Genomic DNA, 23,146 nt, shown 5'->3' on the forward strand with positions numbered 1-23,146 from the left:
GCACCATGTAGGATTTGATATGCCCATGCTTACCCCGATGACACCGGCTCTTGCCACCGAACTTGCCGCGTTGCTGCCTTCGGGCGCGGTGCGTCCCGCCACCCCGGCCGAGCTGGAAGAACCCCGTGGCAAATGGCACGGGCACGCGGGCTGTGCCGTGCGGCCCGCCAACACCGAACAGGTGGCTCAGGTGATCCGCTTTGCCGCGCAGCACCGCATTGGCGTTGTGCCATGGGGCGGGGGCACCGGATTGGTTGGGGGTCAGGTCATGCCCGATGGTGCGCCGCCGATCCTGCTGTCGCTAGAGAAAATGGACGCGATCCGCGCGATCTATCCCGAAGAAAACGTGTTGTTGGCTGAGGCGGGCGCGATTCTGGCCAATGTTCAGGCCGCGGCCGAGGCGGAAGACCGATTGTTTCCGCTGTCTTTGGCATCAGAGGGGACGTGCCGTATCGGTGGCAATCTGTCGGCCAATGCCGGGGGGGTTAATGTGCTGCGCTATGGCAATGCGCGCGAATTGTGCCTTGGGGTTGAGGCGGTGCTGCCTGACGGTTCCATCTTTCACGGGGCGCGGCGATTGCGCAAGGATAACACCGGATACGATCTGCGCCATCTGCTTATCGGGGCCGAAGGCACGTTGGGCGTGATTACCGCCGCCGCGCTGCGCCTGTCGCCGCGCCCGGTGCGCCAGGGTGCGGCCCTGATGGTGGTTGACAGCCCCGCCGCCGCGCTGACGCTGCTATCTCTGGCACAAGACATCAGCGGCGGCACCGTATCGGCGTTTGAATTGATCAACAGCATGGGGTTAGAGTTTCTGGCCGAGGCCAATTTGCCGGTCCGCCAACCCTTTGCCGAAATCCCGGAATGGATGGTGCTGATTGATCTGGGCACCAGCGCGGCGCAAGACCCCTCGGCGCTGTTGGAAACGATTTTTGAGGCGGGCGCCGAGCAGGATTTGGTGACAGACGGGGTAATTGCCAGTTCGCTGACACAGCGCGATGAATTCTGGACGATCCGCGAAACCATTCCCGAGGCGAACAAACGCGTCGGCGCGATTATCTCCAACGATATTTCCCTGCCGCTTTCGGCGATTCCGGAATTTGTGGTGCGGGCAAAGGCGGAGATCGCCAAAATCGGCGAATTTCGGATCAATAGTTTTGGCCATCTTGGCGATGGAAACCTGCATTATAACATCTTCGCGCCCAAAGGCGGGCGTGCGGGCGATCATGCAAATCAGGTGCAAACCCTAAAGGATTGCATCAACGATCTGGTGGCGGAAATGGATGGATCATTCAGCGCCGAACATGGCATTGGCCGGTTGAAGGTGCCGGAATTGGAACGCTATGGCGACCCGGCAAAATTGGCCGCCATGCGCGCGATCAAGGCCGCGCTTGACCCCCAGGGCATCATGAACCCCGGCGCGGTTTTGCGCGGTTAGGGCTCTGCCTTACGCTCCGTCAAATGTGCACAGGGCATGGACATCCATGCCCAGATCCTCCAGCACCTTGCGCCCGCCCAATTCAGGCAGATCAACGATAAAGGCACAGCCGACGATTTCGGCCCCCAGACGTTGGATCAGCGAAATACCGGCCCCGGCAGTGCCGCCGGTGGCCAACAGATCATCCACCACCAACACCTTGTCGCCGGGTTTCAGCGCATCGTCGTGAATTTCGACAATCGCCTCACCGTATTCCAGTTTGTAATCCTGGCTGATCGTGGTGCCGGGCAATTTGCCCTTTTTGCGGACTGGCACAAACCCGGTGCCCAATTGGTGCGCAATCGCACCACCCAAAATGAACCCCCGGGCCTCAAGCCCGATCACCATATCAATGTCTTGCCCGGCGTAGGGATGCAGCATCTGATCGACACACATGCGAAACCCGCGCGGGTCGGCAAACAGGGTGGTGACATCGCGAAACAGGATACCTTCATGGGGGAAATCAACGATGGTGCGAATGTAATCGCGAACAGTTTTGGCCATGGTACAATCTTTCAAAGGGTGAATCAGGCAAGAACGCGGCCCGCGACCGCATCAAGTTTGCCAACCAGTGCGGCGTCGCGTTTTTCTGGCGCGGTCATGATCGCATATTCCAATGCGTGGTCACACCCATGGGGGCAGGGCGCGCGGTTGCCCCCCAGAAGGGCGGGCAGGCGGGCAACCAGACCTTTGGCGTTGGCCGAATTGCCCTGCAATGTGGTGAGGATCGCGGTGATGTCGACCGCGCCATGATCGGGATGCCAGCTGTCATAATCAGTGATCATCGCGATTGAGGCATAGCACAGCTCGGCCTCGCGGGCCAATTTCGCCTCGGGCATATTGGTCATGCCGATCACGTCACAGCCCCATTCGCGATACATCTTGGATTCGGCAACCGATGAAAATTGCGGCCCCTCCATCGCCAGATAGGTGCCGCCGTCATGCACGGTTACGCCCTGATCGCGCGCCGCCTGCAAACAGGCTGCGCCCAGACGGGGGCAGGTGGGGTGCGCCACGCTGACATGGGCAACACAGCCAGTGCCAAAAAACGATTTCTCGCGCGCAAAGGTGCGGTCGATGAATTGATCGACGATCACAAAATCGCCCGGTGCCATGTTTTCCCGGAACGACCCGCAGGCCGATACGGAAATCACATCGGAAACGCCCAACCGTTTCAGCGCGTCGATATTGGCGCGATAGGGCACGGTGCTGGGCGAATGGACATGACCGCGCCCGTGGCGGGGTAAAAACGCCATGGCCACGCCATCCAGGGTGCCGGTCAGGATATCGTCGGATGGCGCACCCCAGGGGCCGGTGACAGTGACCCATTTGGCATCGGTCAGCCCGTCGATGTCATACAGGCCCGAACCGCCGATGATTCCCAGCATTGTCTGCGCCATGATCTCTCCCATTCGATGTGATCCGTTGACCGGTTTAGCGCGCCGGGCGGCGGATGCAAACCTTGGGTTGCTCAACCGCTGAAAATACGTTCGGCAGTTGAAACGTGGGATACAGCGCCGGGAACTGTGAAAAAAGGCCGTGCCTTTTGCGCCCCGTGTTGATATGGCGGCGCAACATATCAAAAAATCCCGAAATTCATGACGAGGTACATCTGTGGCGCGATCACTCATGGCAGCATTTGGCGAAGCCTTCAAACGTGACGAAACCAGTGTCGATCTGAACGCCAACCGCATCAAGATCGAGGTTTTGTCAGGTTTGACCGTGGCCCTGGCCCTGGTCCCCGAGGCGGTGGCCTTTGCTTTTGTGGCAGGGGTGCATCCGTTGGTGGGGCTTTATGCGGCGTTTATCGTCGGGCTGATCACGGCGCTGATCGGCGGGCGGCCTGGCATGATTTCGGGCGCGACGGGCGCTTTGGCGGTGGTGATGGTATCACTCGTGGCGCAACACGGGGTGGAATATCTGTTCGCGACGGTTGTGTTGATGGGGGCAATCCAGATTTTCGTCGGGGTGATGAAATGGGGCAAATTCATTCGCCTTGTGCCCCATCCGGTGATGTTGGGCTTTGTGAACGGGCTGGCCATCGTGATTTTTCTGGCCCAGTTGACCCAGTTTCAGGTGCCAGGCACGGCCGAGGTGGGCGCGCATGGGATGACCGGTGGACAGTGGATGTCAGGCTGGCCCCTGGTTGTGATGCTGGGTCTGACCGCGCTGACCATGTTCATCATCTGGGTGATGCCGCGCCTGACCTCGGCCATTCCCGCGCCTTTGGCCGGGATCGGGATTGTTGCGGGAATCGTGATCATTTTTGGCATCGACGTGCCGCGCGTGGGTGATTTGGCCAGCATTCAGGGCGGTTTGCCCAGCTTTCACATTCCCATGGTGCCGCTGACCTATGAAACCTTTGCGATTATTTTACCTTATGCGCTGATCCTTGCGGCGATTGGTCTGATCGAAAGTTTGCTGACCCTGAACCTTGTGGGTGAAATCACTGGCAACCGCGGCGGGGCCAGTCAGGAATGTGTGGCCCAGGGTGTGGCCAATACCGTGACCGGCTTTTTCGGTGGCATGGGCGGCTGTGCGATGATTGGGCAGTCGATGATCAACGTCAAATCCGGTGGGCGCACGCGCATTGCCGGGGTGGCGGCGGCGCTGTTTTTGCTGACGTTTATCGTGGTGGCCAGCCCGGTAATTGAAATCATCCCTCTGGCCGCTTTGGTCGGGGTGATGTTCATGGTGGTGATTGGCACCTTCGCCTGGAACAGTCTGATGATCCTGCGCAAGGTGCCGCTGACCGATTCGTTTGTGATTGTGCTGGTTACGGTGGTTACGGTGCTGACCGATCTGGCCACGGCGGTTGTGGTGGGTGTGATCGTGTCGGCCTTGGCCTATGCCTGGCAGAATGCCAGCCGAATTCACGCCAAAACCTATGTCACGCCGGAAGGGGCCAAGGTATATCAGGTGCAGGGGCCGCTGTTTTTTGGCTCGACCGATGGGTTCACCGAATTGTTCACGCCGCAGGCCGACCCTGAAGTGGTGATCGTTGATTTTGCCGACAGCCGGGTTGCCGACCAATCCGCCCTGACCGCGATCGAGGCGATGGCGGCGAAATATGAGGCCGCAGGCAAACGGTTGCAATTGCGCCACCTCAGCCGCGACTGCCATGAATTGTTGACCAAAGCGGGCCAATTGATGGTGGATAGCGATGATGACCCCGATTACCAGATCGCCACCGATTACGGCGTGCGCACGGGTCAGTTGGGCGCGGGGCACTAGGCCCCGCGAAGGGCGCGGCGTCTGATTGGCAACATTCGCCGCGTTTAGTTTGGGTTTACCGCCCGCGCCAATGCGGCGACGTCGCCCTGTTCGATCAACGTAATGTGGCGTGCGATTTTCTCAGTCGGCCAATGCCACCATGCCACGTCGTTCAACATGTCGATCTGGGCCGCAGAAAACCGCATTTTTACGATTGCAGCAGGGTTGCCGGTGACAATGGCATAATCGGGCACGGTGCCGCGCACCACCGCCCCCGCCCCGACAATCACACCATTGCCGATCTGCGCACCCGGCAGCACGATGGCACCATACCCCAACCACACATCATGGCCGATCACCGTGTCGCGGGTGTCGGGGGCGATGGTGCTGTCGCGGGCGGTATCAAACACCTGAAACGGGAACGTGCTGATCCCGGTGGTGGCGTGGTTGGCCGATGCGGTGATGAACCGCACACCATGCGCAATCTGGCAAAACCTGCCGATGCGCAGGGTTTCTTTCGAAAACGCAAACAGATACGGGGCAAGCCGGGTCGCCCAGCCTTCGGGCGTATCGGGCGGATCGAAATCCGACGCATAGGTATAATCGCCCACCTCAAATTGTACCGGTCGGGGGCATTGCGACAGGTGCACTGTGCCCGCGTGGGGCGTGCCATCGGGCAGAATGATCGGATGGCGCGCAGTGGGATCTGGCAGAGGTGCCTTCACGATTCACCGGGGCGTTTCAGGGAAAACACATCGCGCACATGGGAATAATCGCGATAGCCAAGGCGCGTCAGGGGTTGAAATGTGGTCACGTCAAAGATGCCGTCGATGATGCAATCGTCGCGCAGGTGAACGCCGATCACCTCGCCAAAGACGGCGAAATTGGCCTCTCCGGGGAGCTGCAATATCTGGGTCAACCTGCATTCCAGATTGGCAGGGGCGTTGGCGACGCGCGAACACGCAATCGTGTCGCATTCGGCGCGGGTGATCCCGGCCTTGGTGAATTCATCCACATCCCGCGGCCATGGCCCCGATGTCAGGTTCATTGCGTCGCGCATGGCGTATTCCACCATGTTGACACAGAACACGCCGGTGTCGCGGATATTTGCAACGCTGTCTTTGGTGCCGTCACGGTCGGGTTTGGCGCTGGTGCTGGCAAACATTACCTGCGGCGGGACATAGGCAACAGCGTTGAAAAACGAATAGGGTGCCAGGTTTTCCTGACCATCGCTGCCCCTTGTGCTGATCCAGCCAATCGGGCGCGGCGTTACGATGGCGTTGAACGGATTATGGGGCAGGCCGTGGCCATCCTTGGGGTGATAGAACATTTGGCATCCTCAGGGCTAATGCGGTTTGAACCGGTGTTAACCCCGTGATACCCCGCTGGCCAGTGCGAACAGGGGGCAGGGGTGATCCGGCTAGACGAAGAAACGCCAGAGGACTGGTGGGAGGTTGAGGCGCTGTATGACCTGTGTTTCGCGCCCGGGCGCGAGGCGCTGTCGTCGTATCGGTTGCGCGATGGGGTGCCGCCGGTGCGCGATTTGTGTCTGGTGGCGCGGAATGAACACGGCGCCTTGGCGGCGGTGATCCGATATTGGCCGGTGCGGATCGGCGATAAACCGGCGCTGTTGCTGGGTCCGATTGCGGTGCACCCCACCCACCAGGGCGAAGGTCTGGGCGCGCTGGTGATGATGGAGAGCCTGGCGCTGGCCGGGCCATTGGGGTGGGAGCGGGTGATGTTGGTGGGAGATGCGCCTTATTACGGGCGCTTTGGATTTTCGCGCCTTGAGGGGGTGGAAATGCCGCCGCCGACCAATCCGGACCGGGTTTTGGGCCTGGCGCTGCATCCCGGCGCCTGGGATGGTGTGAGCGGCCGGGTGGAAAAGGCCAGGTGACTTGCCAAACCGACATTGGCATCCCATTTAACCGATATGACCCAGAATGATGTAAAAGACCCGCCCGACATGGGCGAATTGGACCCCGAAACACGCGCCGCGCTGCAATCGCTGGCGCGCCGGTTCAAAAGTGCCGATGGGATCGGCATGCAGGTTTTGGCCCTTGTCGGGGGCCAGGCCGAAAATCTGATCGGGAAATTGCCGATGTCCGTGCGCCAGGGGCTGGACGGCGCCACGCGCAGCGCGCTTGAGGTGGCGTTCAACGCGGCGAGCCGATCACGCGCGTCTGTTTCTGACCGCGCGGATTGGTTGAACACTGTTGTGACCACGGCCATGGGCGCCGCTGGCGGGGCAGGGGGCCTGCCCACGGCATTGGCGGAACTTCCGGTCACGACCACGGTTTTGCTGCGCGCCATTCAAGGAATTGCGGCGGATTACAAATTTGATCCGACAAACGAAGTGGTGCGGATGCAGTGTCTGCAGGTGTTTTCCGCCGCTGGCCCGCTGGCCCGCGACGATGGCACCGATATTGCGTTTCTGACCACGCGGATCACCCTGACCGGGCCTGCGGTACATGGGTTGATCGCGCGGATTGCGCCACGGCTGGCCGTGGTCATGGGGCAGAAATTGGCCACACAAACCGTTCCGGTGATCGGAGCGGTGGCAGGGGCGGCGACGAATTATGCCTTTACCAGTTATTATCAGGAAATGGCGCGGGTGTATTTCGGATTACGCGCGCTGGCACGCGACGGTGATGTGGACGTTGAAGTATTGCTGCGCGAATTCAGATTGCTGGTGGATCCGCCCAAGACGCTGAAATGATGGTCAGCCTTAAGCAAATGGAGGCGCTTGCGCGCCACGCGATATTTTGATTGGCGCGTGGCGCTGAGCGGCGCGTGCCATGTGTATGGCGGCGCTGAATGATCGGTTTTTTGGATATTTAAGGCAAGAAAAAGGCCCTAGTTCAATTGGCGCAGCCACTCGATAACGTGGCCGCGCACCGACTGTTCGCCGCTGGCGCGGGCGGTTTCGATGACGGTTTTCGCATCGCTCAGATTGACCCGGCGCAACAGGTGTTTGACGGGGCCGATTGAAGCGGGGCGCATTGACAGGGTGCGCAGGCCCATGGCTGCGAAACACATTGCCTCGATCGGGCGGCCGGCGTCTTCGCCGCAGAAGGATACCGGTGTGCTGGTTTCATTGCAGCGGTCGACGATATGTTCGATCATCGACAGGAACGAGACGTTCAGCGTGTCATAGCGGCGGCGCACGCGTTCGTTTTCACGGTCGGCGGCAAAGAAGAACTGTTTCAGATCGTTGCCACCGATCGAGATGAAATCGGCCATTTCAAAGAACTGTCGTGGCGCAAAGGCCAGGGATGGCGTTTCCAGCATTGCGCCGATTTTCACATCCGAGGGCAGAGCATGGCCCAGCTTTTTCTCGCGCTCAAGCGCTTCCATGACGTGTTGGTGGCCCGCGCGGTATTCATCAAATTGCGCGACAAAGGGAAACATCACCGACAAAGGCCGACCGTTGGCCGCCCGGATCAGCGCCTGAAGCTGCATGCGCATGACGCCGGGTTTGTCCAGGCCCACCCGGATCGCCCGCCAGCCCAGCGCGGGGTTGGGTTCGTCATCCTGTGGTTTCATATACGACAGCACTTTGTCGGACCCGATATCAAGGGTGCGAAACACCACCGGCCGACCCTTGGCGGCGTCAATCACGCGGGAATAAAGTGCGGCCAGTTCGCCCCGGCGGGGGATATGACTGCGGATCAGGAATTGCAGTTCGGTGCGGAAAAGGCCCACGCCTTCGGCGCCTGAGTTTTCCAGCGATGGCAAATCGGCCATCAGGCCCGCGTTCATCATCAGGCTGATTGTGGTGCCGCATTGGGCGGTGGCGGGTTCATCGCGGATGCTGGCATAGCGTTCCTGAGCGCTGGCCTGCATGGCGATCTTGTCGCGAAAGGCCGTGGCGACGCTGTCTTCGGGGCGCAGATGGGCGATGCCTTGATCGCCATCAACCAGAATCCGATCTCCGTTCAATGCCTCGGCGGTGATGCGTTCGGCATGAATGACCAGGGGAATCGCCAGGGCGCGTGCGACAATCGCGGCGTGGCTGCCGACCGAGCCTTGTTCAAGCACGATGCCGCGCAGTTTGCGCCCGTATTCGAGCAATTCGCCGGGGCCGATGTTGCGCGCCACCAGAATCGGGCGGTCGGGCATTTCGGCGCCGGTCTCGCCGCCTTGCCCGGTCAGAATGCGCAGCAGGCGATTGGACAGGTCATCCAGATCGTGCAGCCGTTCGCGCAGATAGGGATCGGGAACCGAGCGCAGACGCGCGCGGGCGCTGGATTGTTCCTTTTCAACCGCGGCCTCGGCGGACAGGCCCAGCGCGATGTCTTCTTGCATCCGCCGCATCCAGCTGCGTGAATTGGCAAACATGCGGTATGTTTCAAGAACCTGGCGGCTGTCTTTATCGCCGGTTATCGTGTGGCCCATCATTTCATCGACGGACACCCGCAGTTTATCAACTGCCGTGGTCAGGCGTTCTGATTCGCTGGCTGGATCGTCGGCGATGGGGTTGGTGACAACAACGCGTGGTTCGTGCAGGTACACATAGCCGTCTGCGGTGCCTTCCTGCCCGACGGTGCCGCGAAACATGACCGAATTCTGATGGCGCGCGGACAGGGCCGCGCCCTCTCCGACAAAGGCGCCCAGTTCGGTCATTTCGGCCAGAACCATCGCCACAACCTCAAGCGCGTAGGTTTCATCGTCGCTGAATTTGCGCGCCTCCTTGCCTTGGACGACCAGAACGCCCAACCGTTCGCCCAGTCTTTGGATTGGCACACCAAGGAAGGATGAATAAATCTCTTCGCCGGTTTCGGGCATGAAGCGGAAGCCGCGCTCTTGTGGGGCGTTGGCGCTGTTGATCGGCTGGCCGGTTTTGGCAACGCGGCCCACCAATCCTTCGCCCATGCGCATCCTGGTTTGGTGTACGGCGTCGGGGTTCAGCCCTTCGGTGCCGCACAGCTCAAGCGTGTCGGCATCGCGAAACAGATAGATGGAACACACTTCGGTGCGCATGGAATCTGCGGTCAGGGCGGTGATCTTGTCCAATCGGGTTTGCCCGGCGCTGTCCTCGGCCAAGGCTTCGCGCAGACGACCCAGAAGTTTGCGGCTTTCGGTTTGGGTGCTTTGGAACATCGGTTTGCAAATACTCACAGATCAGGGCCGCGTTCGTTAAATCACACTGCGCCAGCAAGCGAAACGTGTTTTACGATGGGTTGCGCCAGATGTCGCAGATCGCCCGGCGGTTGTGTCAACCGCCCAGACGGTACAGATCGCCCTGAACCGGCATGATGATCTTTAGGCCGAGGGTGTTCATCTTGTTCAACTCATCCGTGATGATGTCACGTGGGCTGGGCCCCGTGCGCAAGGAATATTTGACGTGACTGATGATGATTGGCAGATCTTTCAGACTGTCGGTGCCGCCTGCATGTTTGGCAAGCACGGCCAGTTCATCCATGATCAACCGGGGGGTGAGGTGACCAAACAACAGGGTATCGGGCCGTTCGGACGTGTACGAGCTTTCGATGATGATGCCTTTCAGCGCGCCGGATGCCGCCAGCGGCGCGGTGGCCTGCCACAACGCGGCCAGATTGCCGCTGTTGTTCACGCGGTCGGGGCCGGTATCGCCCAGACACAGCAGCGCATCATCGCCCGATTGCACCAGAAACGCGGTTGAATCGCGCCCGCTGTGGGCCAGGGGATAAGCGGTGACCGTCATTTCAGTATCGGCAATTGGCACTGGCGCGCCGGGTGTCAGAACGGTGGCCGCGTATTTGCCAAGGCGCGGTTCGGCGCCCGTGGTGCCAAAATTGGGCCAGGCGACCCAGTTGAAAATGCTGTCGGCGAAATCATCATGGACCGACTGGATCGCGTAAATCGGTTTGGCGCTGTCATCGGGTGAGGCCACAATCAGCCCGGCGATGTGATCCATATGGGCATGGCTGATCATATAGCCGCGGATCACATCGGTCAGGGTATGGCCGACGCGGGTGTAATCCGACCCCTCTGGCACAGTGATCGCACCAAGGTTTCCGGCCGCTTCGGCGGCGATCAGCCCGGCCACCAGCGCGCCGGCATCACAGGTAACTGCGCGCGCGTCGCCATGGGGGGCAATCATGAAGGCCGAAAGATTACCATCCTGAATGCCGCCCGTGGCGCCCAGAACGGTTACATCAAACCCTTGGGCCAGGGCGCTCAGCGGTAAAAGGCAGGCGGCAAGCGATAGGGCGAATAGGCGGCGCATCGGGTATCCCTTCATCAATGATCAGGGAAAGGATAGCCCGAATGCGTAACAGTTTGGCAACTGTTTTATCACAAAGGTTGTGATGTCAGACTTTTTCCAGCTCGAAACAATCGTGCAGCGCCTGCACCGCCAGCTCCATATATTTCCGGTCGATCAACACGGAAATCTTGATTTCCGATGTGGTGATGACCTTGATGTTGATGCCTTCATCGCGCAAGGATTCAAACATGCGCGCTGCCACGCCTGCATGGCTGCGCATGCCGATCCCCACGACCGAAATTTTGGCCACGTCCTTGTCAGCCACCAGTTCGGAATAATCAATCGCACCGCTGGCACGGGCGCTTTCCATGGCCTTGGTTGCGCGGTCCACATGATCGACGGGGCAGGAAAACGTCATATCCGTGCGCCCCTCTTCACTGATGTTTTGCACGATCATGTCCACATTCACGCCGGTTTCGGCCAGGGGGCCGAAAATGGCGGCGGCGATGCCGGGTTTGTCGGCCACTGAAATCAGCGTCATTTTTGCCTCGTCGCGCGAAAAGGCGACACCGGCCACGGCCTTGGATTCCATGATTTCCTCCTCATCGCAGACCAGGGTTCCTGCGGTTTCATCGTATTCATCAAAGCTGGACAGGACACGCAGTTTCACCTTGAACCGCATGGCCAATTCAACGCTGCGGGTTTGCAGAACCTTGGCGCCCAGACTGGCCAGTTCCAACATTTCCTCAAACGCGATCCGGTCGAGTTTGCGCGCCTTGCTGCTGACCCGGGGGTCGGTGGTGTAAACCCCATCGACATCGGTATAAATATCGCACCGCACCGCATTATGGGCGGCGGCAAAGGCCACGGCGGTGGTGTCCGAGCCGCCACGCCCAAGGGTGGTGATGCGGCCTTCGGGGCTGATGCCCTGAAAACCGGCGACCACGGCCACTTTCATGCCTTCGGCGAATTTGGCATCCATATTGGCGGTCGGAATATCCAGAATACGCGCCGCGCCGTGGGTGCCATTGGTCAGCAATGGCACCTGCCAGCCTTGCCAGCTGCGCGCCGGAATATCCATTTCCTGAAGGGTCAGCGCCATTAGCCCGGCGGTGACATTTTCGCCGCTGGACACCACGGCGTCATATTCGCGGGCGTCGTAAAACGGCGATGTTTCGTTGACCCAGCCGACCAGTTCATTGGTCTTGCCTGCCATTGCCGACACGATCACGATCACTTCGTGACCATTGGCCACCTCGCGGCCAATCCGTTTGGCGACCCGTTTGATCCGGTCCAGCGTGGCGACGGAGGTGCCGCCGAATTTCATTACCAGTCGTGTCATGGGCATGGGTCCGTAAAGCTCAGGTTCGCGGGCTGTTTACGGGCTGTGCCGGGGCGAGGCAAGGGTATGCTTAAAGCGGGTGGGCGCGGCCATCCCAGGTTTCAAAACACCCGGTTGTGGCGGGGGATAATGCGTCAAACCGTGTGCGCAGGCCGCGCGCCGCGTCCTGCGGTGTGACAGCGGCACTCTCGCCCCCCATATCGGTTTGCACCCATCCGGGGTGGTAAATGCCCACGGCGATGCCTTCGGATTTCAGATCGGTTGCCAGATTGCGCCCGAGATTCAGCGCCGCCGCCTTGGACGCGCGATAGATATAAGAGCCGCCCGGTGCCAATTCCTGGCTTGCCATCTGGCTGGAGATAATCGCGATCTTGCCACGGGCCGCGCGGATATTGGGCAGCAGCGCCTGAATGGTCAGAAAAACACCGGTGACGTTGACGGCGAATGTTTCACCCCACAGATCGGGCGCGAAACCGGCGGTCAGATCATGCCCCTTGTCCAGATAGATCCCGGCATTGCAGACAAGCAGCGGCAAGGGCGTATTGCCCAGACTTTTGGCCAAAGCCCGCACGCTGGCCGGATCGCTGACATCCAATGGCAACAGTGCCGGGTCGTTGCGCGCGGTGCCTTGGGCGGCATAACCCGACGCGCGATAGTCGGCCAAAAGCGCGGCACCGATACCGCGATTGGCTCCGGTGATCAGAACATCCATTGTAAGGCCCTTAATTGGTCTTGCGACTGGGAATGAACGGCAAAGGCAGGATCGGCACGCCATCTTCCACCAGTTTGCGCGCCTCATCCGGTTTTGCCTGACCAAAGATCGAGCGTGAGGGTTTATCGCCCAAATGCATCGCGCGCGCCTCGGACACGAAATTTTGACCGACATCATCGGCGTTCTTTTCAATTTCCTTGCGCAATTTGGCAATCGCGGCGGCGGCCGGATCAGTGGACGGGCCAGACAGGGCAACGGGGCGCTCTTCGCCCGTGTCCGTTGTGCGCACACGCGGCGCCATCAGTGCCTTTTCGATCAGGCCATCGCCGCATGTGGGGCAGGTGACCATGCCCGCTGTGCGCAACGTGTCATAGGCCGCACTTGAGGCGAACCAACTATCAAAGTCATGATTGTTCGAGCATTTTAGCGCATAGCGGATCATCTGGCCCCCTTTGCCCTTTTGCAGGGCCCTGTGCATCAATATTTAGGGCCGGTGGCGGTGTTAAACCAGCGTCTTTGGATCAAAGGTGCGCAAAATACGTTTGAGCTCAGGCTCCTGAACCAATTGTGCGGCCTTTTTCGGGCTGAACCATTGGCGCGTCCGCTCGTGGGCTTCGGGCCAATCCTTGTGCTTTTTCGTGACCTTGAGCGGAAAAACCGCCACGACACAGGGCAGATCGTCGCCTTCCATCTCTTTGGTATAGGCATACATGCCAAGGCAGGTGTCGTATAATTTGCCTTCAACGCCAGCCTCTTCAAACGCTTCGACAGCGGCGGCGCCTGCAGGGGTTTCGCCGCCCATGGGCCAGCCTTTGGGCACGATCCACCGTTTGGTGCGCCGTGTTGTGATCAGCAATACCTGAACCTCACCATTGTGACGCCGCCAGCACAGCGCGCCGAACTGCGTGCGCACCTCGCGTTTTTGATCCGGCTTCAGGTCGAGTTGATTTACGCTTTCCTTTGACATTTGTTTTTGCTGCACCGATTTGTCACCGCTGGTTGTCCAGCGTTCCCTTATTTATCTAAGGAATTTAGCATAACAAATTGATAATGCAAACGTTGTGCGCCGTTGACCACGGCACAGTTGCGCTTACATCGCTTGGAATGAGTGCGAATTCTCCTTCTTTATCGGCCATGCCCCGGTTTATCGGTGCCAACATCTATCGCGGATCAAGCTATGGCGCGCATCACCCGTTGCGCGTGGCGCGGGTGTCAACGGTGATTGATCTGGCGCGGGCGATGGGGTGGTTTCAGCCCGGTCAGTATGTGAACAGCCCGCGCGCCCGGCCCGCCGCGCTGCAGGCCTGGCATGATCCTGCGTATCTGGCGGTGTTGCAACGTGCCGAAGCGGGTGAGATCATCGCGCCTGATCTGCGGAAAACATACAATATCGCGACGCCATCAAACCCGATTTTTCCGGAAATGTTTCGCCGTCCGGCCACGGCGGCGGGCGGGTCGATTTTGGCGGGGCAGATGTTGCGCGATGGGGGGGTGGTGCATTCGCCCGGCGGTGGTACCCATCATGGGATGCCGGACCGTGCCAATGGATTTTGCTATCTCAATGATCCGGTTCTGGCGGTTCTATCGCTGCGTGATGCGGGTGTGCGGCGCGTGGCCTATGTGGATATCGACGCGCATCATCCTGACGGGGTCGAACATGGATTGGGCGATGACGCGGATGTGTTGATGATTTCGGTGCATGAAGAACGGCGTTGGCCCTTCACCGGTGATTTGCAGGATCGCGGCGCGGGGCAGGTGTGGAACCTGCCGGTGCCGCGCGGGTTCAACGACACCGAAATGCAGGCGGTGCTGGATAGTCTGATCCTGCCACGTCTGGCCGCGTTCCGGCCCGAGGCGATTGTGCTGCAATGTGGCGCCGATGCGGTTTTGGAAGACCCGCTGTCGCGCCTGACCCTGTCAAACAACGCCCATGTGGCGGTTGTAAATGCGGTGCGGGCACTGTCGCCCCGCCTGTTGGTATTGGGCGGAGGGGGATACAATCCGTGGTCCGTCGGACGGTGCTGGGCGCGGGTTTGGGCGGCGCTGAACGGGTATGAGGTGCCCGATCATCTGCCCGAGGCGGCGCAGGCGGTGCTGCGCGGGTTGGTTTGGACCGGGCACCGCGATGGCAAAACGCCCCCGGTCCATTGGTTTACCACCTTGGCCGACGCGCCCCGCCCCGGGCCGGTGGGTGAGGAGGTGAGAGCGCGGTTATCGGCGCTGGAGGCGCGGGCGCGCGTCTGGGTTTAGCGGTGCGCGTGGGGCTGGCCGGGGAAATGGGGGCGTCTGCCCCCTTGCCCCCCGAGGATATTTTCAAAACGAAAATGGGCCTATGGCTTGGGCGTTTTGCCCTGAAGGATCTGGGCCATCCAGGCGGTGTCGATATTGCCACCGCACAGGATGACACCAACCTTTTTGCCCCGCATCGCGGCGCGTTCTTGCATTAACCCGGCCAAGGGCGCGGCACCGGCGCCTTCGGCCAGGTTGTGGGTGGTATGGTAATAGGTGCGGATCGCTTCGGCGATTTCATCATCGGACACGGTGATGATCCGCTCGGCACCTTTGGCGTAGATATCCAAGGCCGCCTGAACCGGCACACGCACCGCCATACCATCGGCAAAGGTGGCGGCGGTTTCGGTTTCGATCAGCGCGCCGACGTCTGCCGACAGCTTTGCGGTTTGGGCGTTTTCGCTGACCACGCCGACAATTTTGGTGCCCAGCCCCAGTGCATCGCGCGCGATGATCGTGCCGCAAATTCCCGAGCCACACCCGATCGGCACATAGATCGTGTCAAGATCGGGATGAGCCGTGAGCAGTTCGTACCCGTAGGTGGCGACGCCGCGCACCAATTCAGGGTGAAACGGCGGCACCGCGAACAGCCCTTGTTGTTCACCCACGCGCATGGCCTCTTGTCTTGCGGTATCGAAATCATCGCCAAACTCCACCAGCTCAGCGCCAAAGGCCCGCATGGCGGCGTTTTTTTCGACCGAATTGCCTTTGGGCACATAGACCAGCGCGCGCAGACCGGCGGCGGTTGCGGCCAGTGCCTGACCTTGGCCATGGTTGCCGCGGGTCGCTGTGACGATACCGGGGCAGTCGGGGTGGGTGCGGGTCAGCCAATCGATAAAGGTAAAGGCACCGCGCACCTTGAACGCGCCGGTCGGCGTGTGGTTTTCGTGCTTCACCACCACTGTACACCCCAGCGTTTCGCCCAGCAGCGGCCAGGTATAAGCGGGGGTCGGGGGCATGTGCCGATGTACCAATGTTGCGGCTTTTTCCAGATCGGATTGATTGAACATGCTGTGCCCTTTCGCTTTTGCATGGCATCCCGCGCGCCAAACCTTTATCTCTGGCGCGACACTGACAAGAGAGAACCCAATGTTCAACGGCAAGAACATCCTGATTACTGGCGGCACGGGCAGTTTTGGCAAGAAATATGTCGAGCATATTTTGCGTGATTACACCCCCAACAAGGTGATCATATTTTCCCGCGATGAATTGAAGCAATATGAAATGGCGCAGGTGTATAACGCACCGCAAATGCGTTATTTCATTGGCGATGTCCGTGATGGCGCGCGTTTGAAAGAGGCGATGGACGGGGTGGATTTTGTGATCCATGCCGCCGCGTTGAAACAGGTGCCCGCAGCGGAATACAACCCGTTCGAGGCGGTGAAAACCAACATCCACGGCGCGCAGAACGTGATTGAGGCGGCGCTGGCCAATGAGGTGGATCGGGTGATTGCCCTGTCCACCGACAAGGCGGCGAATCCCGTCAACCTGTATGGCGCGACCAAGCTGGCCAGCGATAAATTGTTTGTTGCGGCCAACAACATGGTCGGATCGCGCCGCACCCGGTTTGCCGCTGTGCGCTATGGCAATGTGGTGGGGTCACGCGGATCTGTTGTGCCGTTTTTCCGGCAGTTGATCGCCCAAGGGGCCACTGAATTGCCGATCACCCATGCCGATATGACCCGGTTCATGATCACTCTGGATCAGGGCGTGCAGTTTGTTCTGACCAATTTTGAGCGGATGCACGGCGGCGAGATTTTCGTGCCAAAAATTCCGTCGATGAAAATGACAGAACTGGCCACGGCCATGGCACCCGATCTGCCCCAGAAAATTATCGGTATCCGGCCGGGTGAAAAGCTGCATGAAGTGATGTGCCCTGCCGATGACAGCCATCTGACCCTGGAATTTCACGACCACTACGTGATCAAACCGACGATCACCTTTGCCGTTCGTTCGGATTTTTCAGAGAACAAGCTGGGCGAGACCGGTACACCGGTTGAGCAGGGGTTTGTTTACGACTCAGGCAGTAATGATGAATGGCTGAGCCGCGAAGCATTTCTTGAAATGGCTGCGGATTCCGCGCCATGATTCCCTATGGCAGGCAGGATATCACACAGGCCGATATTGATGCGGTGAGCGATGTCTTGCGCTCTGATTTCCTGACCCAGGGGCCGCAGGTTCCGGCGTTTGAGGCGGCAATTTGTGCGGCCACCGGGGCGGCGCACGCGGTTGCCGTAAACTCGGCCACATCGGCATTGCACATTGCCTGTCTGGCGCTGGATCTGGGGCCGGGCGATACCCTTTGGACGTCGCCCAACACATTCGTGGCAACGGCGAATGTCGGGCATCTGTGTGGTGCATCGGTTGATTTTGTTGATATCGACGCCGACACATTCAACATGTGCCCCAAGGCGTTAGAGGCGAAATTGGAGGCCGCCAAGCGCGATGGCACGCTGCCGAAAATCATCGCGCCGGTGCATATGTGCGGGCAATCCTGTGATATGGCGGCGATTGGCGCGTTGGCCACGCAATATGGCGTGAAAGTGATTGAGGATGCCAGCCATGCCATTGGCGGGCGCTATGGTGACCGGGCGGTTGGCGCCTGTGAACATTCGGATATCTGCGTGTTCAGCTTTCATCCGGTGAAAATTGTGACCACCGCCGAAGGCGGTGCCGCCACCACCAACGATCCGGCCCTTGCGGCGCGGATGGAGCGGTTGCGCAGTCACGGGATCACCCGTGATCCGGCGTTGATGACCCATGAACCCGATGGGGCATGGTATTACCAGCAGATCGAACTGGGCCTGAATTACCGGATGACCGAATTGCAGGCGGCGCTGGGCGTCGCACAGATGCAGCGGTTGGGCGCGTTTGTGGCGCGGCGCAATGACCTGGCCGATCGCTATGATGCCCTGTTGGCCGATTTGCCGTTGCAGCGGCCCGGGCGGTTGCCCGGTGTGCTGTCGTCGTTTCATCTTTATGTGATCCGTGTTGCCGCCGCGCGGCGGCGCGCGGTGTTTGACCATTTGCGCGATCAGGGGGTGTTGGCGAACGTGCATTATATTCCGGTGCATACCCAACCGTACTGGCAGGAGCATGGGTTTGGCCCCGGTGATTTCCCGGCGTCCGAGGCGTATTATGCCCAGGCAATTTCAATTCCGCTGTATGCGGGATTGAGCGAGGCAGATCAGGATTTTGTGACGGCGACACTGGCCGAGGCGTTGAAGTGACCCTGTGTCTGATTCCGGCGCGGGGCGGTTCAAAACGCATACCGGGCAAGAATATTCGCGATTTCGCGGGCAAGCCGATGATCGCCTGGTCAATTGAGGCCGCCAAAGAGGCGGGGTGTTTTGATCGGATCATCGTGTCAACCGATGACGCCGCCATCGCCGATGTCGCCCGCGCCCATGGGGCCGAGGTGCCGTTTGTGCGCCCCGCCGCGCTGTCGGATGATTTTGCCACCACGGGCGCGGTGGTGAAACACGCGCTGAACTGGTGCGCGGATCAGGGCGCGATGCCTGAGGTTTTATGCTGCCTTTATGCCACGGCCCCTTTTGTGCGGGCCACGGATTTGGCGGCAGGCGCAGGCATGTTGGGGGACGCAGATTATGCCGTGCCCGTCACCAGTTTCGGTTTCCCGATCCAGCGCGCGGTGAAAATCGTGGGGGGGCGGTTGGAAATGTTCGACCCCAGCCAATACACCACCCGCAGTCAGGATCTGGAACCGGCCTATCACGATGCAGGACAGTTTTATTGGGGCCGCAGTGCGGCATGGCTGAACGATGTGCCGCCTTTTGGCCCGGGGACTGTGCCCATTCACCTGCCTCGCTGGCGGGTGCAAGACATCGACACACCCGAAGATTGGGCCCGGGCCGAGCTGTTGTATGCGCTGCTTACTTCGCCGGGCCTGTCAGCTGTTTCGCCAGATCGCTGACCGCCTGATCCTGACGATAGATTTCGGCCAGGATTTTCGCCGCCTCATCAGGCGATGACCGAAAAGCCAGCCGCAGGATATCCATCCAGTTCTTGTTGTTCTTGGTGCGGACGGCTTCGATCTGGTCGATGATTTCGTCATAGGGGCTGCGTTCGCTCATGGTGTCCTCGGGCAAATGTAAACAAAGGGGTCGGATGTCGCACTAAAGCCAGATTGTTGAAAAAGTGCAAGGCTTGCGGCATTCTCAGGCTTGATCCGGGCCACAAATGGCAGATTTTTGACAGGGCAGGTTTCCAAGGCCATCTTCAATGCGGCCCGCCCAATTCCCCGACCCCGCGCCATTTGGGCCAAGGCGATGCTGACCTCAACAGCAGTTTCGTTTCGATCAAACCGGACCATACCCAGATCAGCACCATCTTTTTGTATGATAAGGATCGTCCGCGACGGGTTGGCCAAGGCGGCGTCAAACCATGCCTGATGTGTTGCTGTGTCAATCGGATTTGAATCCATCGAAACCGCGCGCACATCGGGCGCATTGCGCAAATCCAACAGCAGCGCACTGTCGTCGGCGGTGGCGGGGCGCAGGGTAATCGGCATCAGTTTTCCAGACATTGTTTCAGGGCCGCAAGGCTGCGTCGGCTTGCGCCTTTGTGTTGGTCGTTAAACCCTTCGGCGCACCGGGTCATTGCTGCCAATGCGGTCGGGTTTTCGATCAAGTCCGCGATTTCAGCGCTCAATGCAGATGCGTCGGGGAAAATCCTTAACGCCCCGGCGGCGATGGCTTCGTGTGCGGGAAAGGTGATGCCGAAAATGCTGTCGCCCATGACAACCGGTTTGCACAGCGCCAAAGGCTCGACAATGTTATGGCCACCGTGATTGACGAGGCTGCCGCCAACAAAAACGAGGTCTGCGGCCGCGTACCAGATGTTCATCTCGCCCAACGAATCGGCCAACAAAACATCGGTTTTCGGCGGTTGATCCGGTGTCAGTTGCGCGCGCCGTTCAAATGAAATGCCGTTGTCGTTCAGGGCCTTTGCCACAGCGTCAAACCGCTGTGGGCTGCGCGGCGCCCAAATAATGCGCAGTGCATTCGACCGGGCGCACAACTCACGCAACATCGTCAGCAGCATCTGCTCTTCGGCCTCGACCGAGCTGGCGATCAACAGGATCGGGGCGGCTCCCCAAGCATCGGCTTTCAGGGCGCGCCCAAAGGCGATCTGTTTCGGCTCAATCGCCTGATCGAATTTCAACTCACCGACAATCAGAATGCGTTGGGCACACACGCCCGCACGGATATAGCGCGCGCGATAAACCTCGGATTTGGTGAGGATGATGGAAAACAGTTGCAAAAGCTCTAACCGTGCGCCGCCAAATCGGCCGGCGTCCCGCGTGATGGTACGGTCCAGAAGGTTGCCATTCACCTGTGCCATGGGAATGCCCAACCGCCGCGCGATCAAAAGCTGCGCTGGCCAAAGTTCGGATTCGACAATCAACCCAAGGGCAGGGCGGGCGCGGCGCAACATCCGGCGCACCGCCCAATTCAGATCAAGTGGAACATAGCGATGGATCACCCCAGGGTCGTCAAAAAGGCGCTGCCCCTCGCGCAACCCCGCCGCCGAGGAGTGGGTTAGCAGGATCATATGCCCATGGGCCAGAAATTCACGCACCAGCGGGCTGACCGCGCGAGTTTCGCCCAAAGACGCCGCAAAAATCCAGATACATCCGTGCGGCGCAACAGGCCCAAACCCGAACCGTTCGCCGATCCGCTGGCGATACAACGGCTCGCGTCTGCCACGGTGCCAAAATAGCAAAAGAACCAGCGGAAGCGCGGCGTGCAAGGTTATCTGCCAAACCGCGGCAACCAGGCGCAACCGAAGGCTGGGTTTTGGGATCGGCCTTGGCGTCATTCGGCAAGATCATCCCAGACAATCGGATGCCCGCGCTGTACATCCCGGGCCAAGGTGGCGCCGCGCACTTTTGCAGCTTCTGTTGGCGCAATCCCCGCATTGGGGCGGATGAACCGGAAATCTTCGTCCGTCAGAATGTCACCTTTGCTTAGGTCGCGGATGGCAAACGCCGACCGCCGCCCGATGGATTTGTTCACCTGCTCGGCCCCAGAGGTTTGTTTCAACCCCGTGCCACGGGCCGCGTGGATTTCGGCAACACCGGTGGCGATTTCGGTCATGACGTCAGGGGTGGCGGAAAACCTGTGATCGGGGCCTTTGCGGGTGGGATCGTTGGTAAAGTGTTTTTCAATCGCCACAGCCCCCATGGCCGCGGCGGCAAGGGGGCCGCGCGATCCGATGGTGTGATCGGAAAACCCGACCATCCGGCGAAACACATCGCCCATTGCGGTCATTGCGCGCAGGTTGATCTGATCCAGCGGTGCCGGATAGCTGGAACAACAATGAAGCAGGACCACAGGCCCGGAATTGGCGGTATCCAGCACCTCAAGCGCATGCGCCACCTCATCCATTGTCGCCATGCCGGTCGACAGGATCAGCGGTTTGCCCGTGCCAGCGACAGCGCGCAGCAGATCATCGTAGGTCATTTCAAAACTGGCGACCTTGTAAACCGCACAGCCCAGCGATTCGATAAAATCAAGATCGCGCGGGTCATAGATGGAGGTGAACGGCAAAAGCCCCCGCTCGCGGGCTCTGGCAAACAGGGGTTCGTGAAATTCCATCGGCATTCCGGCCGATTGATACAGCGCGTACAGGTTTTCATGGCCCCATACCGGGTCAATTTTCATCGAGGGGTGATCCGACGGAATGGTCAGGCTGTCGGCGTTATAGGTTTGAAGTTTCAAACAATCCCACCCCGCATCGGCAGCGATATCCACCAATGCCAGCGCCTGATCCAGATCACGGTCGTGATTGGCGCTGATTTCAGCGATCAAAAGAGGCTTTGCCTCGCGGTCAATGGTTTTGCCTTCAAGGGTCAGGGTCATGATGCGGTCCGTTGTTGTTACCACACCTGATCAACCACATTTGCCACCCTATTGCCATGCACCGCAACCACCGCCACCCGATGTAAAGCGAAAAGACGCGCGCGATGAATTGTAAAGCTGCACGGCGGGCGACATGCGTCTTGCGGAAAAGCGAGCCGTGATTGCCAAGAGCGTGAATGCAGGGGAAAGATGGTGCAGCTAGAGAGAGAAAGTTGGAACTCTCTATTCGCCACTCTTGAAGAGTGGGAGCACCTTCTCCGCGCTGTCGATGCTCATAACACCGTAACTCAGGATAACAATCCGAGGTGCGGTCATGAGCATTTCGGAACGTGATTTCAATGCGGTAGCAGCCGCCAACCCCAAAAAGAAGCCGCGCGAGGCTCCGTTCTCGCTCCGCCTGTCGTTTGAAGAAAAGGCACTTTTGCGCGCCGCAGCAAACGGCGTGCCGCTTGGGGCGTACATCAAGGCCAAGCTCTTCGACGAGCCGCTGGAAAAGGTACGTCGCCGCAACACCAATCCTGTCAAAGACCATGAAGCCCTGGGCCGCGTTCTGGGCGCGCTCGGAAAGTCCCGCCTGTCTCAGAACCTGAACCAGATCGCCCGCGCGGCTAATATGGGCTCGCTGCCCGTGTCGCCGGAACTCGAAGACGAACTCCGCCAGGCCTGCGCGGATGTCGAAACCTTGCGCAAAGAACTACTGCGGGCGCTTGGCAGCTTGTCGGAAGGAGGCCCGTCATGATCTTGAAAGGCAACCCGCGCGGCAACGCAGCCAGCTTGGCTAAGCATCTGATGAACGTCCACGACAACGAGCATGTCGAGCTTCATGAGCTACGCGGCTTCATGAATGAAGATGATCTGCAAGAGGCGCTGAAAGAGGCCGAGGCTATCGCCAAGGGCACGCGCCGCCCGATCTGGACCTGTCGCGGTTTGATGCCGCTCCTTTGATAGCATTTACTGCAGCAAAGGAGACTGACTATGGGACTGAAACGGACGGACGAATTCCGCCAGGATGCGGTGCGGATCGCGCTGACCAGTGGGC

Annotated in this window: 25 protein-coding genes; 10 read left to right on the forward strand and 15 right to left on the reverse strand. The window is 59.7% G+C overall.

Features of this window, described 5'->3' with window-relative positions; all coding sequences use genetic code 11:
- The first annotated feature begins 19 nt into the window (after positions 1 to 19).
- Positions 20 to 1,438, forward strand: coding sequence for an FAD-binding oxidoreductase (locus C8265_RS08675; RefSeq protein WP_108483596.1), 1,419 nt, complete (start codon positions 20 to 22; stop codon positions 1,436 to 1,438).
- A gap of 9 nt (positions 1,439 to 1,447) precedes the next feature.
- Here C8265_RS08675 and C8265_RS08680 read toward each other — a convergent pair whose 3' ends face one another.
- Together C8265_RS08680 and C8265_RS08685 are read right to left on the reverse strand one after the other, a co-directional pair.
- Positions 1,448 to 1,981 (reverse strand): adenine phosphoribosyltransferase, encoded by a 534-nt coding sequence (locus tag C8265_RS08680; protein WP_108483597.1) that lies wholly within the window; start codon positions 1,979 to 1,981, stop codon positions 1,448 to 1,450.
- A 23-nt stretch (positions 1,982 to 2,004) separates the two neighbouring features.
- Positions 2,005 to 2,877: an S-methyl-5'-thioadenosine phosphorylase gene (locus C8265_RS08685; protein ID WP_108483642.1), complete on the reverse strand. Its 873-nt coding sequence runs from the start codon at positions 2,875 to 2,877 to the stop codon at positions 2,005 to 2,007.
- Positions 2,878 to 3,106: 229 nt separating this feature from the next.
- On the opposite strand from C8265_RS08685, the gene C8265_RS08690 reads away from it, so the two are divergent.
- Complete coding sequence (locus C8265_RS08690) at positions 3,107 to 4,711, forward strand: SulP family inorganic anion transporter (RefSeq protein ID WP_108483598.1); 1,605 nt, start codon at positions 3,107 to 3,109, stop codon at positions 4,709 to 4,711.
- 44 nt (positions 4,712 to 4,755) lie between these two features.
- Here the strand turns inward: C8265_RS08690 and C8265_RS08695 are convergent, their stop codons facing one another.
- The gene (locus tag C8265_RS08695; RefSeq protein ID WP_108483599.1) at positions 4,756 to 5,415 is read right to left on the reverse strand and encodes a CatB-related O-acetyltransferase; all 660 of its coding nucleotides are present in this window, start codon (positions 5,413 to 5,415) and stop codon (positions 4,756 to 4,758) included.
- Positions 5,412 to 6,020 carry a flavin reductase family protein gene (locus C8265_RS08700; RefSeq protein ID WP_108483600.1) on the reverse strand — a complete coding sequence of 203 codons (609 nt, stop codon included), beginning with the start codon at positions 6,018 to 6,020 and terminating at the stop codon, positions 5,412 to 5,414. The genes C8265_RS08695 and C8265_RS08700 overlap by 4 nt, the downstream gene beginning before the upstream one ends.
- 81 nt (positions 6,021 to 6,101) lie before the next feature.
- On the opposite strand from C8265_RS08700, the gene C8265_RS08705 reads away from it, so the two are divergent.
- Together C8265_RS08705 and C8265_RS08710 are read left to right on the forward strand one after the other, a co-directional pair.
- Positions 6,102 to 6,587, forward strand: a complete 486-nt coding sequence (locus tag C8265_RS08705; protein WP_108483601.1) for a GNAT family N-acetyltransferase — start codon at positions 6,102 to 6,104, stop codon at positions 6,585 to 6,587.
- A gap of 36 nt (positions 6,588 to 6,623) precedes the next feature.
- On the forward strand, positions 6,624 to 7,409 hold the full coding sequence (locus C8265_RS08710) for an EcsC family protein (protein ID WP_108483602.1): 786 nt from the start codon (positions 6,624 to 6,626) through the stop codon (positions 7,407 to 7,409).
- Positions 7,410 to 7,546: 137 nt separating this feature from the next.
- On the opposite strand, the gene ptsP is transcribed toward C8265_RS08710, so the two are convergent.
- From ptsP to C8265_RS08740, 6 genes are all read right to left on the reverse strand, one after another.
- Complete coding sequence (gene ptsP, locus C8265_RS08715) at positions 7,547 to 9,793, reverse strand: phosphoenolpyruvate--protein phosphotransferase (protein ID WP_108483603.1); 2,247 nt, start codon at positions 9,791 to 9,793, stop codon at positions 7,547 to 7,549.
- A gap of 115 nt (positions 9,794 to 9,908) precedes the next feature.
- Entirely contained in the window at positions 9,909 to 10,901 is a 993-nt protein-coding gene (locus tag C8265_RS08720) for an MBL fold metallo-hydrolase (protein WP_206050314.1), read from the reverse strand.
- 85 nt (positions 10,902 to 10,986) lie between these two features.
- Positions 10,987 to 12,222, reverse strand: a complete 1,236-nt coding sequence (locus tag C8265_RS08725) for an aspartate kinase (RefSeq protein ID WP_108483643.1) — start codon at positions 12,220 to 12,222, stop codon at positions 10,987 to 10,989.
- 70 nt (positions 12,223 to 12,292) lie between these two features.
- Positions 12,293 to 12,934: an SDR family NAD(P)-dependent oxidoreductase gene (locus tag C8265_RS08730; protein ID WP_108483605.1), complete on the reverse strand. Its 642-nt coding sequence runs from the start codon at positions 12,932 to 12,934 to the stop codon at positions 12,293 to 12,295.
- 10 nt (positions 12,935 to 12,944) lie between these two features.
- Positions 12,945 to 13,376: a DUF1178 family protein gene (locus C8265_RS08735; RefSeq protein WP_108483606.1), complete on the reverse strand. Its 432-nt coding sequence runs from the start codon at positions 13,374 to 13,376 to the stop codon at positions 12,945 to 12,947.
- A gap of 60 nt (positions 13,377 to 13,436) precedes the next feature.
- Positions 13,437 to 13,901: an NUDIX hydrolase gene (locus C8265_RS08740; RefSeq protein ID WP_108483607.1), complete on the reverse strand. Its 465-nt coding sequence runs from the start codon at positions 13,899 to 13,901 to the stop codon at positions 13,437 to 13,439.
- A gap of 167 nt (positions 13,902 to 14,068) precedes the next feature.
- Here C8265_RS08740 and C8265_RS08745 point away from each other — a divergent pair, with 167 nt between their 5' ends.
- The gene (locus C8265_RS08745) at positions 14,069 to 15,184 is read left to right on the forward strand and encodes an acetoin utilization protein AcuC (protein WP_420818852.1); all 1,116 of its coding nucleotides are present in this window, start codon (positions 14,069 to 14,071) and stop codon (positions 15,182 to 15,184) included.
- Positions 15,185 to 15,264: 80 nt separating this feature from the next.
- Here the strand turns inward: C8265_RS08745 and C8265_RS08750 are convergent, their stop codons facing one another.
- Positions 15,265 to 16,233, reverse strand: coding sequence for a threonine dehydratase (locus C8265_RS08750; protein ID WP_108483608.1), 969 nt, complete (start codon positions 16,231 to 16,233; stop codon positions 15,265 to 15,267).
- 79 nt (positions 16,234 to 16,312) lie between these two features.
- On the opposite strand from C8265_RS08750, the gene pseB reads away from it, so the two are divergent.
- From pseB to pseF, 3 genes are read left to right on the forward strand one after another with little or no spacing between them, the layout of a single operon-like run.
- Complete coding sequence (gene pseB / locus C8265_RS08755) at positions 16,313 to 17,311, forward strand: UDP-N-acetylglucosamine 4,6-dehydratase (inverting) (protein ID WP_108483609.1); 999 nt, start codon at positions 16,313 to 16,315, stop codon at positions 17,309 to 17,311.
- Positions 17,308 to 18,453 (forward strand): UDP-4-amino-4,6-dideoxy-N-acetyl-beta-L-altrosamine transaminase, encoded by a 1,146-nt coding sequence (gene pseC, locus C8265_RS08760; protein ID WP_108483610.1) that lies wholly within the window; start codon positions 17,308 to 17,310, stop codon positions 18,451 to 18,453. The genes pseB and pseC overlap by 4 nt, the downstream gene beginning before the upstream one ends.
- Complete coding sequence (pseF, locus tag C8265_RS08765) at positions 18,450 to 19,157, forward strand: pseudaminic acid cytidylyltransferase (protein WP_108483611.1); 708 nt, start codon at positions 18,450 to 18,452, stop codon at positions 19,155 to 19,157. Before pseC ends, pseF begins: the two co-directional genes overlap by 4 nt.
- Here the strand turns inward: pseF and C8265_RS08770 are convergent.
- From C8265_RS08770 to C8265_RS08785, 4 genes are all read right to left on the reverse strand, one after another.
- On the reverse strand, positions 19,117 to 19,317 hold the full coding sequence (locus C8265_RS08770; protein WP_108483612.1) for a hypothetical protein: 201 nt from the start codon (positions 19,315 to 19,317) through the stop codon (positions 19,117 to 19,119). The two genes, pseF and C8265_RS08770, sit on opposite strands and share 41 nt — an antisense overlap.
- Positions 19,314 to 19,754: a GNAT family N-acetyltransferase gene (locus tag C8265_RS08775; protein ID WP_164512304.1), complete on the reverse strand. Its 441-nt coding sequence runs from the start codon at positions 19,752 to 19,754 to the stop codon at positions 19,314 to 19,316. The genes C8265_RS08770 and C8265_RS08775 overlap by 4 nt, the downstream gene beginning before the upstream one ends.
- A complete protein-coding gene (locus C8265_RS08780) occupies positions 19,754 to 20,995 on the reverse strand; it encodes a 3-deoxy-D-manno-octulosonic acid transferase (RefSeq protein ID WP_164512305.1) in 1,242 nt (413 codons plus the stop codon). The genes C8265_RS08775 and C8265_RS08780 overlap by 1 nt, the downstream gene beginning before the upstream one ends.
- Positions 20,996 to 21,060: 65 nt before the next feature.
- Positions 21,061 to 22,107 (reverse strand): N-acetylneuraminate synthase family protein, encoded by a 1,047-nt coding sequence (locus C8265_RS08785; RefSeq protein ID WP_108483645.1) that lies wholly within the window; start codon positions 22,105 to 22,107, stop codon positions 21,061 to 21,063.
- A 313-nt stretch (positions 22,108 to 22,420) separates the two neighbouring features.
- Between C8265_RS08785 and C8265_RS08790 the strand changes: the two genes are divergently transcribed.
- The gene (locus C8265_RS08790) at positions 22,421 to 22,846 is read left to right on the forward strand and encodes a hypothetical protein (RefSeq protein WP_108483615.1); all 426 of its coding nucleotides are present in this window, start codon (positions 22,421 to 22,423) and stop codon (positions 22,844 to 22,846) included.
- Positions 22,843 to 23,052 carry a hypothetical protein gene (locus C8265_RS08795; protein ID WP_108483616.1) on the forward strand — a complete coding sequence of 70 codons (210 nt, stop codon included), beginning with the start codon at positions 22,843 to 22,845 and terminating at the stop codon, positions 23,050 to 23,052. Before C8265_RS08790 ends, C8265_RS08795 begins: the two co-directional genes overlap by 4 nt.
- Positions 23,053 to 23,146: the final 94 nt, after the last annotated feature.

It is taken from the genome of Oceaniglobus ichthyenteri (assembly GCF_003057885.1).
Lineage (GTDB): Bacteria > Pseudomonadota > Alphaproteobacteria > Rhodobacterales > Rhodobacteraceae > Oceaniglobus > Oceaniglobus ichthyenteri.

What these genes read in the sequence shown, in the direction of transcription:
- C8265_RS08675 (WP_108483596.1), top strand. Translation starts at nt 20, where the DNA reads ATGCCCATGCTTACCCCGATGACACCGGCTCTTGCCACCGAACTTGCC.
- C8265_RS08680 (WP_108483597.1), bottom strand. Translation starts at nt 1,981, where the DNA reads ATGGCCAAAACTGTTCGCGATTACATTCGCACCATCGTTGATTTCCCC.
- C8265_RS08685 (WP_108483642.1), bottom strand. Translation starts at nt 2,877, where the DNA reads ATGGCGCAGACAATGCTGGGAATCATCGGCGGTTCGGGCCTGTATGAC.
- C8265_RS08690 (WP_108483598.1), top strand. Translation starts at nt 3,107, where the DNA reads ATGGCAGCATTTGGCGAAGCCTTCAAACGTGACGAAACCAGTGTCGAT.
- C8265_RS08700 (WP_108483600.1), bottom strand. Translation starts at nt 6,020, where the DNA reads ATGTTCTATCACCCCAAGGATGGCCACGGCCTGCCCCATAATCCGTTC.
- C8265_RS08710 (WP_108483602.1), top strand. Translation starts at nt 6,624, where the DNA reads ATGACCCAGAATGATGTAAAAGACCCGCCCGACATGGGCGAATTGGAC.
- ptsP (WP_108483603.1), bottom strand. Translation starts at nt 9,793, where the DNA reads ATGTTCCAAAGCACCCAAACCGAAAGCCGCAAACTTCTGGGTCGTCTG.
- C8265_RS08720 (WP_206050314.1), bottom strand. Translation starts at nt 10,901, where the DNA reads ATGCGCCGCCTATTCGCCCTATCGCTTGCCGCCTGCCTTTTACCGCTG.
- C8265_RS08725 (WP_108483643.1), bottom strand. Translation starts at nt 12,222, where the DNA reads ATGACACGACTGGTAATGAAATTCGGCGGCACCTCCGTCGCCACGCTG.
- C8265_RS08730 (WP_108483605.1), bottom strand. Translation starts at nt 12,934, where the DNA reads ATGGATGTTCTGATCACCGGAGCCAATCGCGGTATCGGTGCCGCGCTT.
- C8265_RS08735 (WP_108483606.1), bottom strand. Translation starts at nt 13,376, where the DNA reads ATGATCCGCTATGCGCTAAAATGCTCGAACAATCATGACTTTGATAGT.
- C8265_RS08740 (WP_108483607.1), bottom strand. Translation starts at nt 13,901, where the DNA reads ATGTCAAAGGAAAGCGTAAATCAACTCGACCTGAAGCCGGATCAAAAA.
- C8265_RS08745 (WP_420818852.1), top strand. Translation starts at nt 14,069, where the DNA reads ATGCCCCGGTTTATCGGTGCCAACATCTATCGCGGATCAAGCTATGGC.
- C8265_RS08750 (WP_108483608.1), bottom strand. Translation starts at nt 16,233, where the DNA reads ATGTTCAATCAATCCGATCTGGAAAAAGCCGCAACATTGGTACATCGG.
- pseB (WP_108483609.1), top strand. Translation starts at nt 16,313, where the DNA reads ATGTTCAACGGCAAGAACATCCTGATTACTGGCGGCACGGGCAGTTTT.
- pseC (WP_108483610.1), top strand. Translation starts at nt 17,308, where the DNA reads ATGATTCCCTATGGCAGGCAGGATATCACACAGGCCGATATTGATGCG.
- C8265_RS08770 (WP_108483612.1), bottom strand. Translation starts at nt 19,317, where the DNA reads ATGAGCGAACGCAGCCCCTATGACGAAATCATCGACCAGATCGAAGCC.
- C8265_RS08775 (WP_164512304.1), bottom strand. Translation starts at nt 19,754, where the DNA reads ATGCCGATTACCCTGCGCCCCGCCACCGCCGACGACAGTGCGCTGCTG.
- C8265_RS08785 (WP_108483645.1), bottom strand. Translation starts at nt 22,107, where the DNA reads ATGACCCTGACCCTTGAAGGCAAAACCATTGACCGCGAGGCAAAGCCT.
- C8265_RS08790 (WP_108483615.1), top strand. Translation starts at nt 22,421, where the DNA reads ATGAGCATTTCGGAACGTGATTTCAATGCGGTAGCAGCCGCCAACCCC.
- C8265_RS08795 (WP_108483616.1), top strand. Translation starts at nt 22,843, where the DNA reads ATGATCTTGAAAGGCAACCCGCGCGGCAACGCAGCCAGCTTGGCTAAG.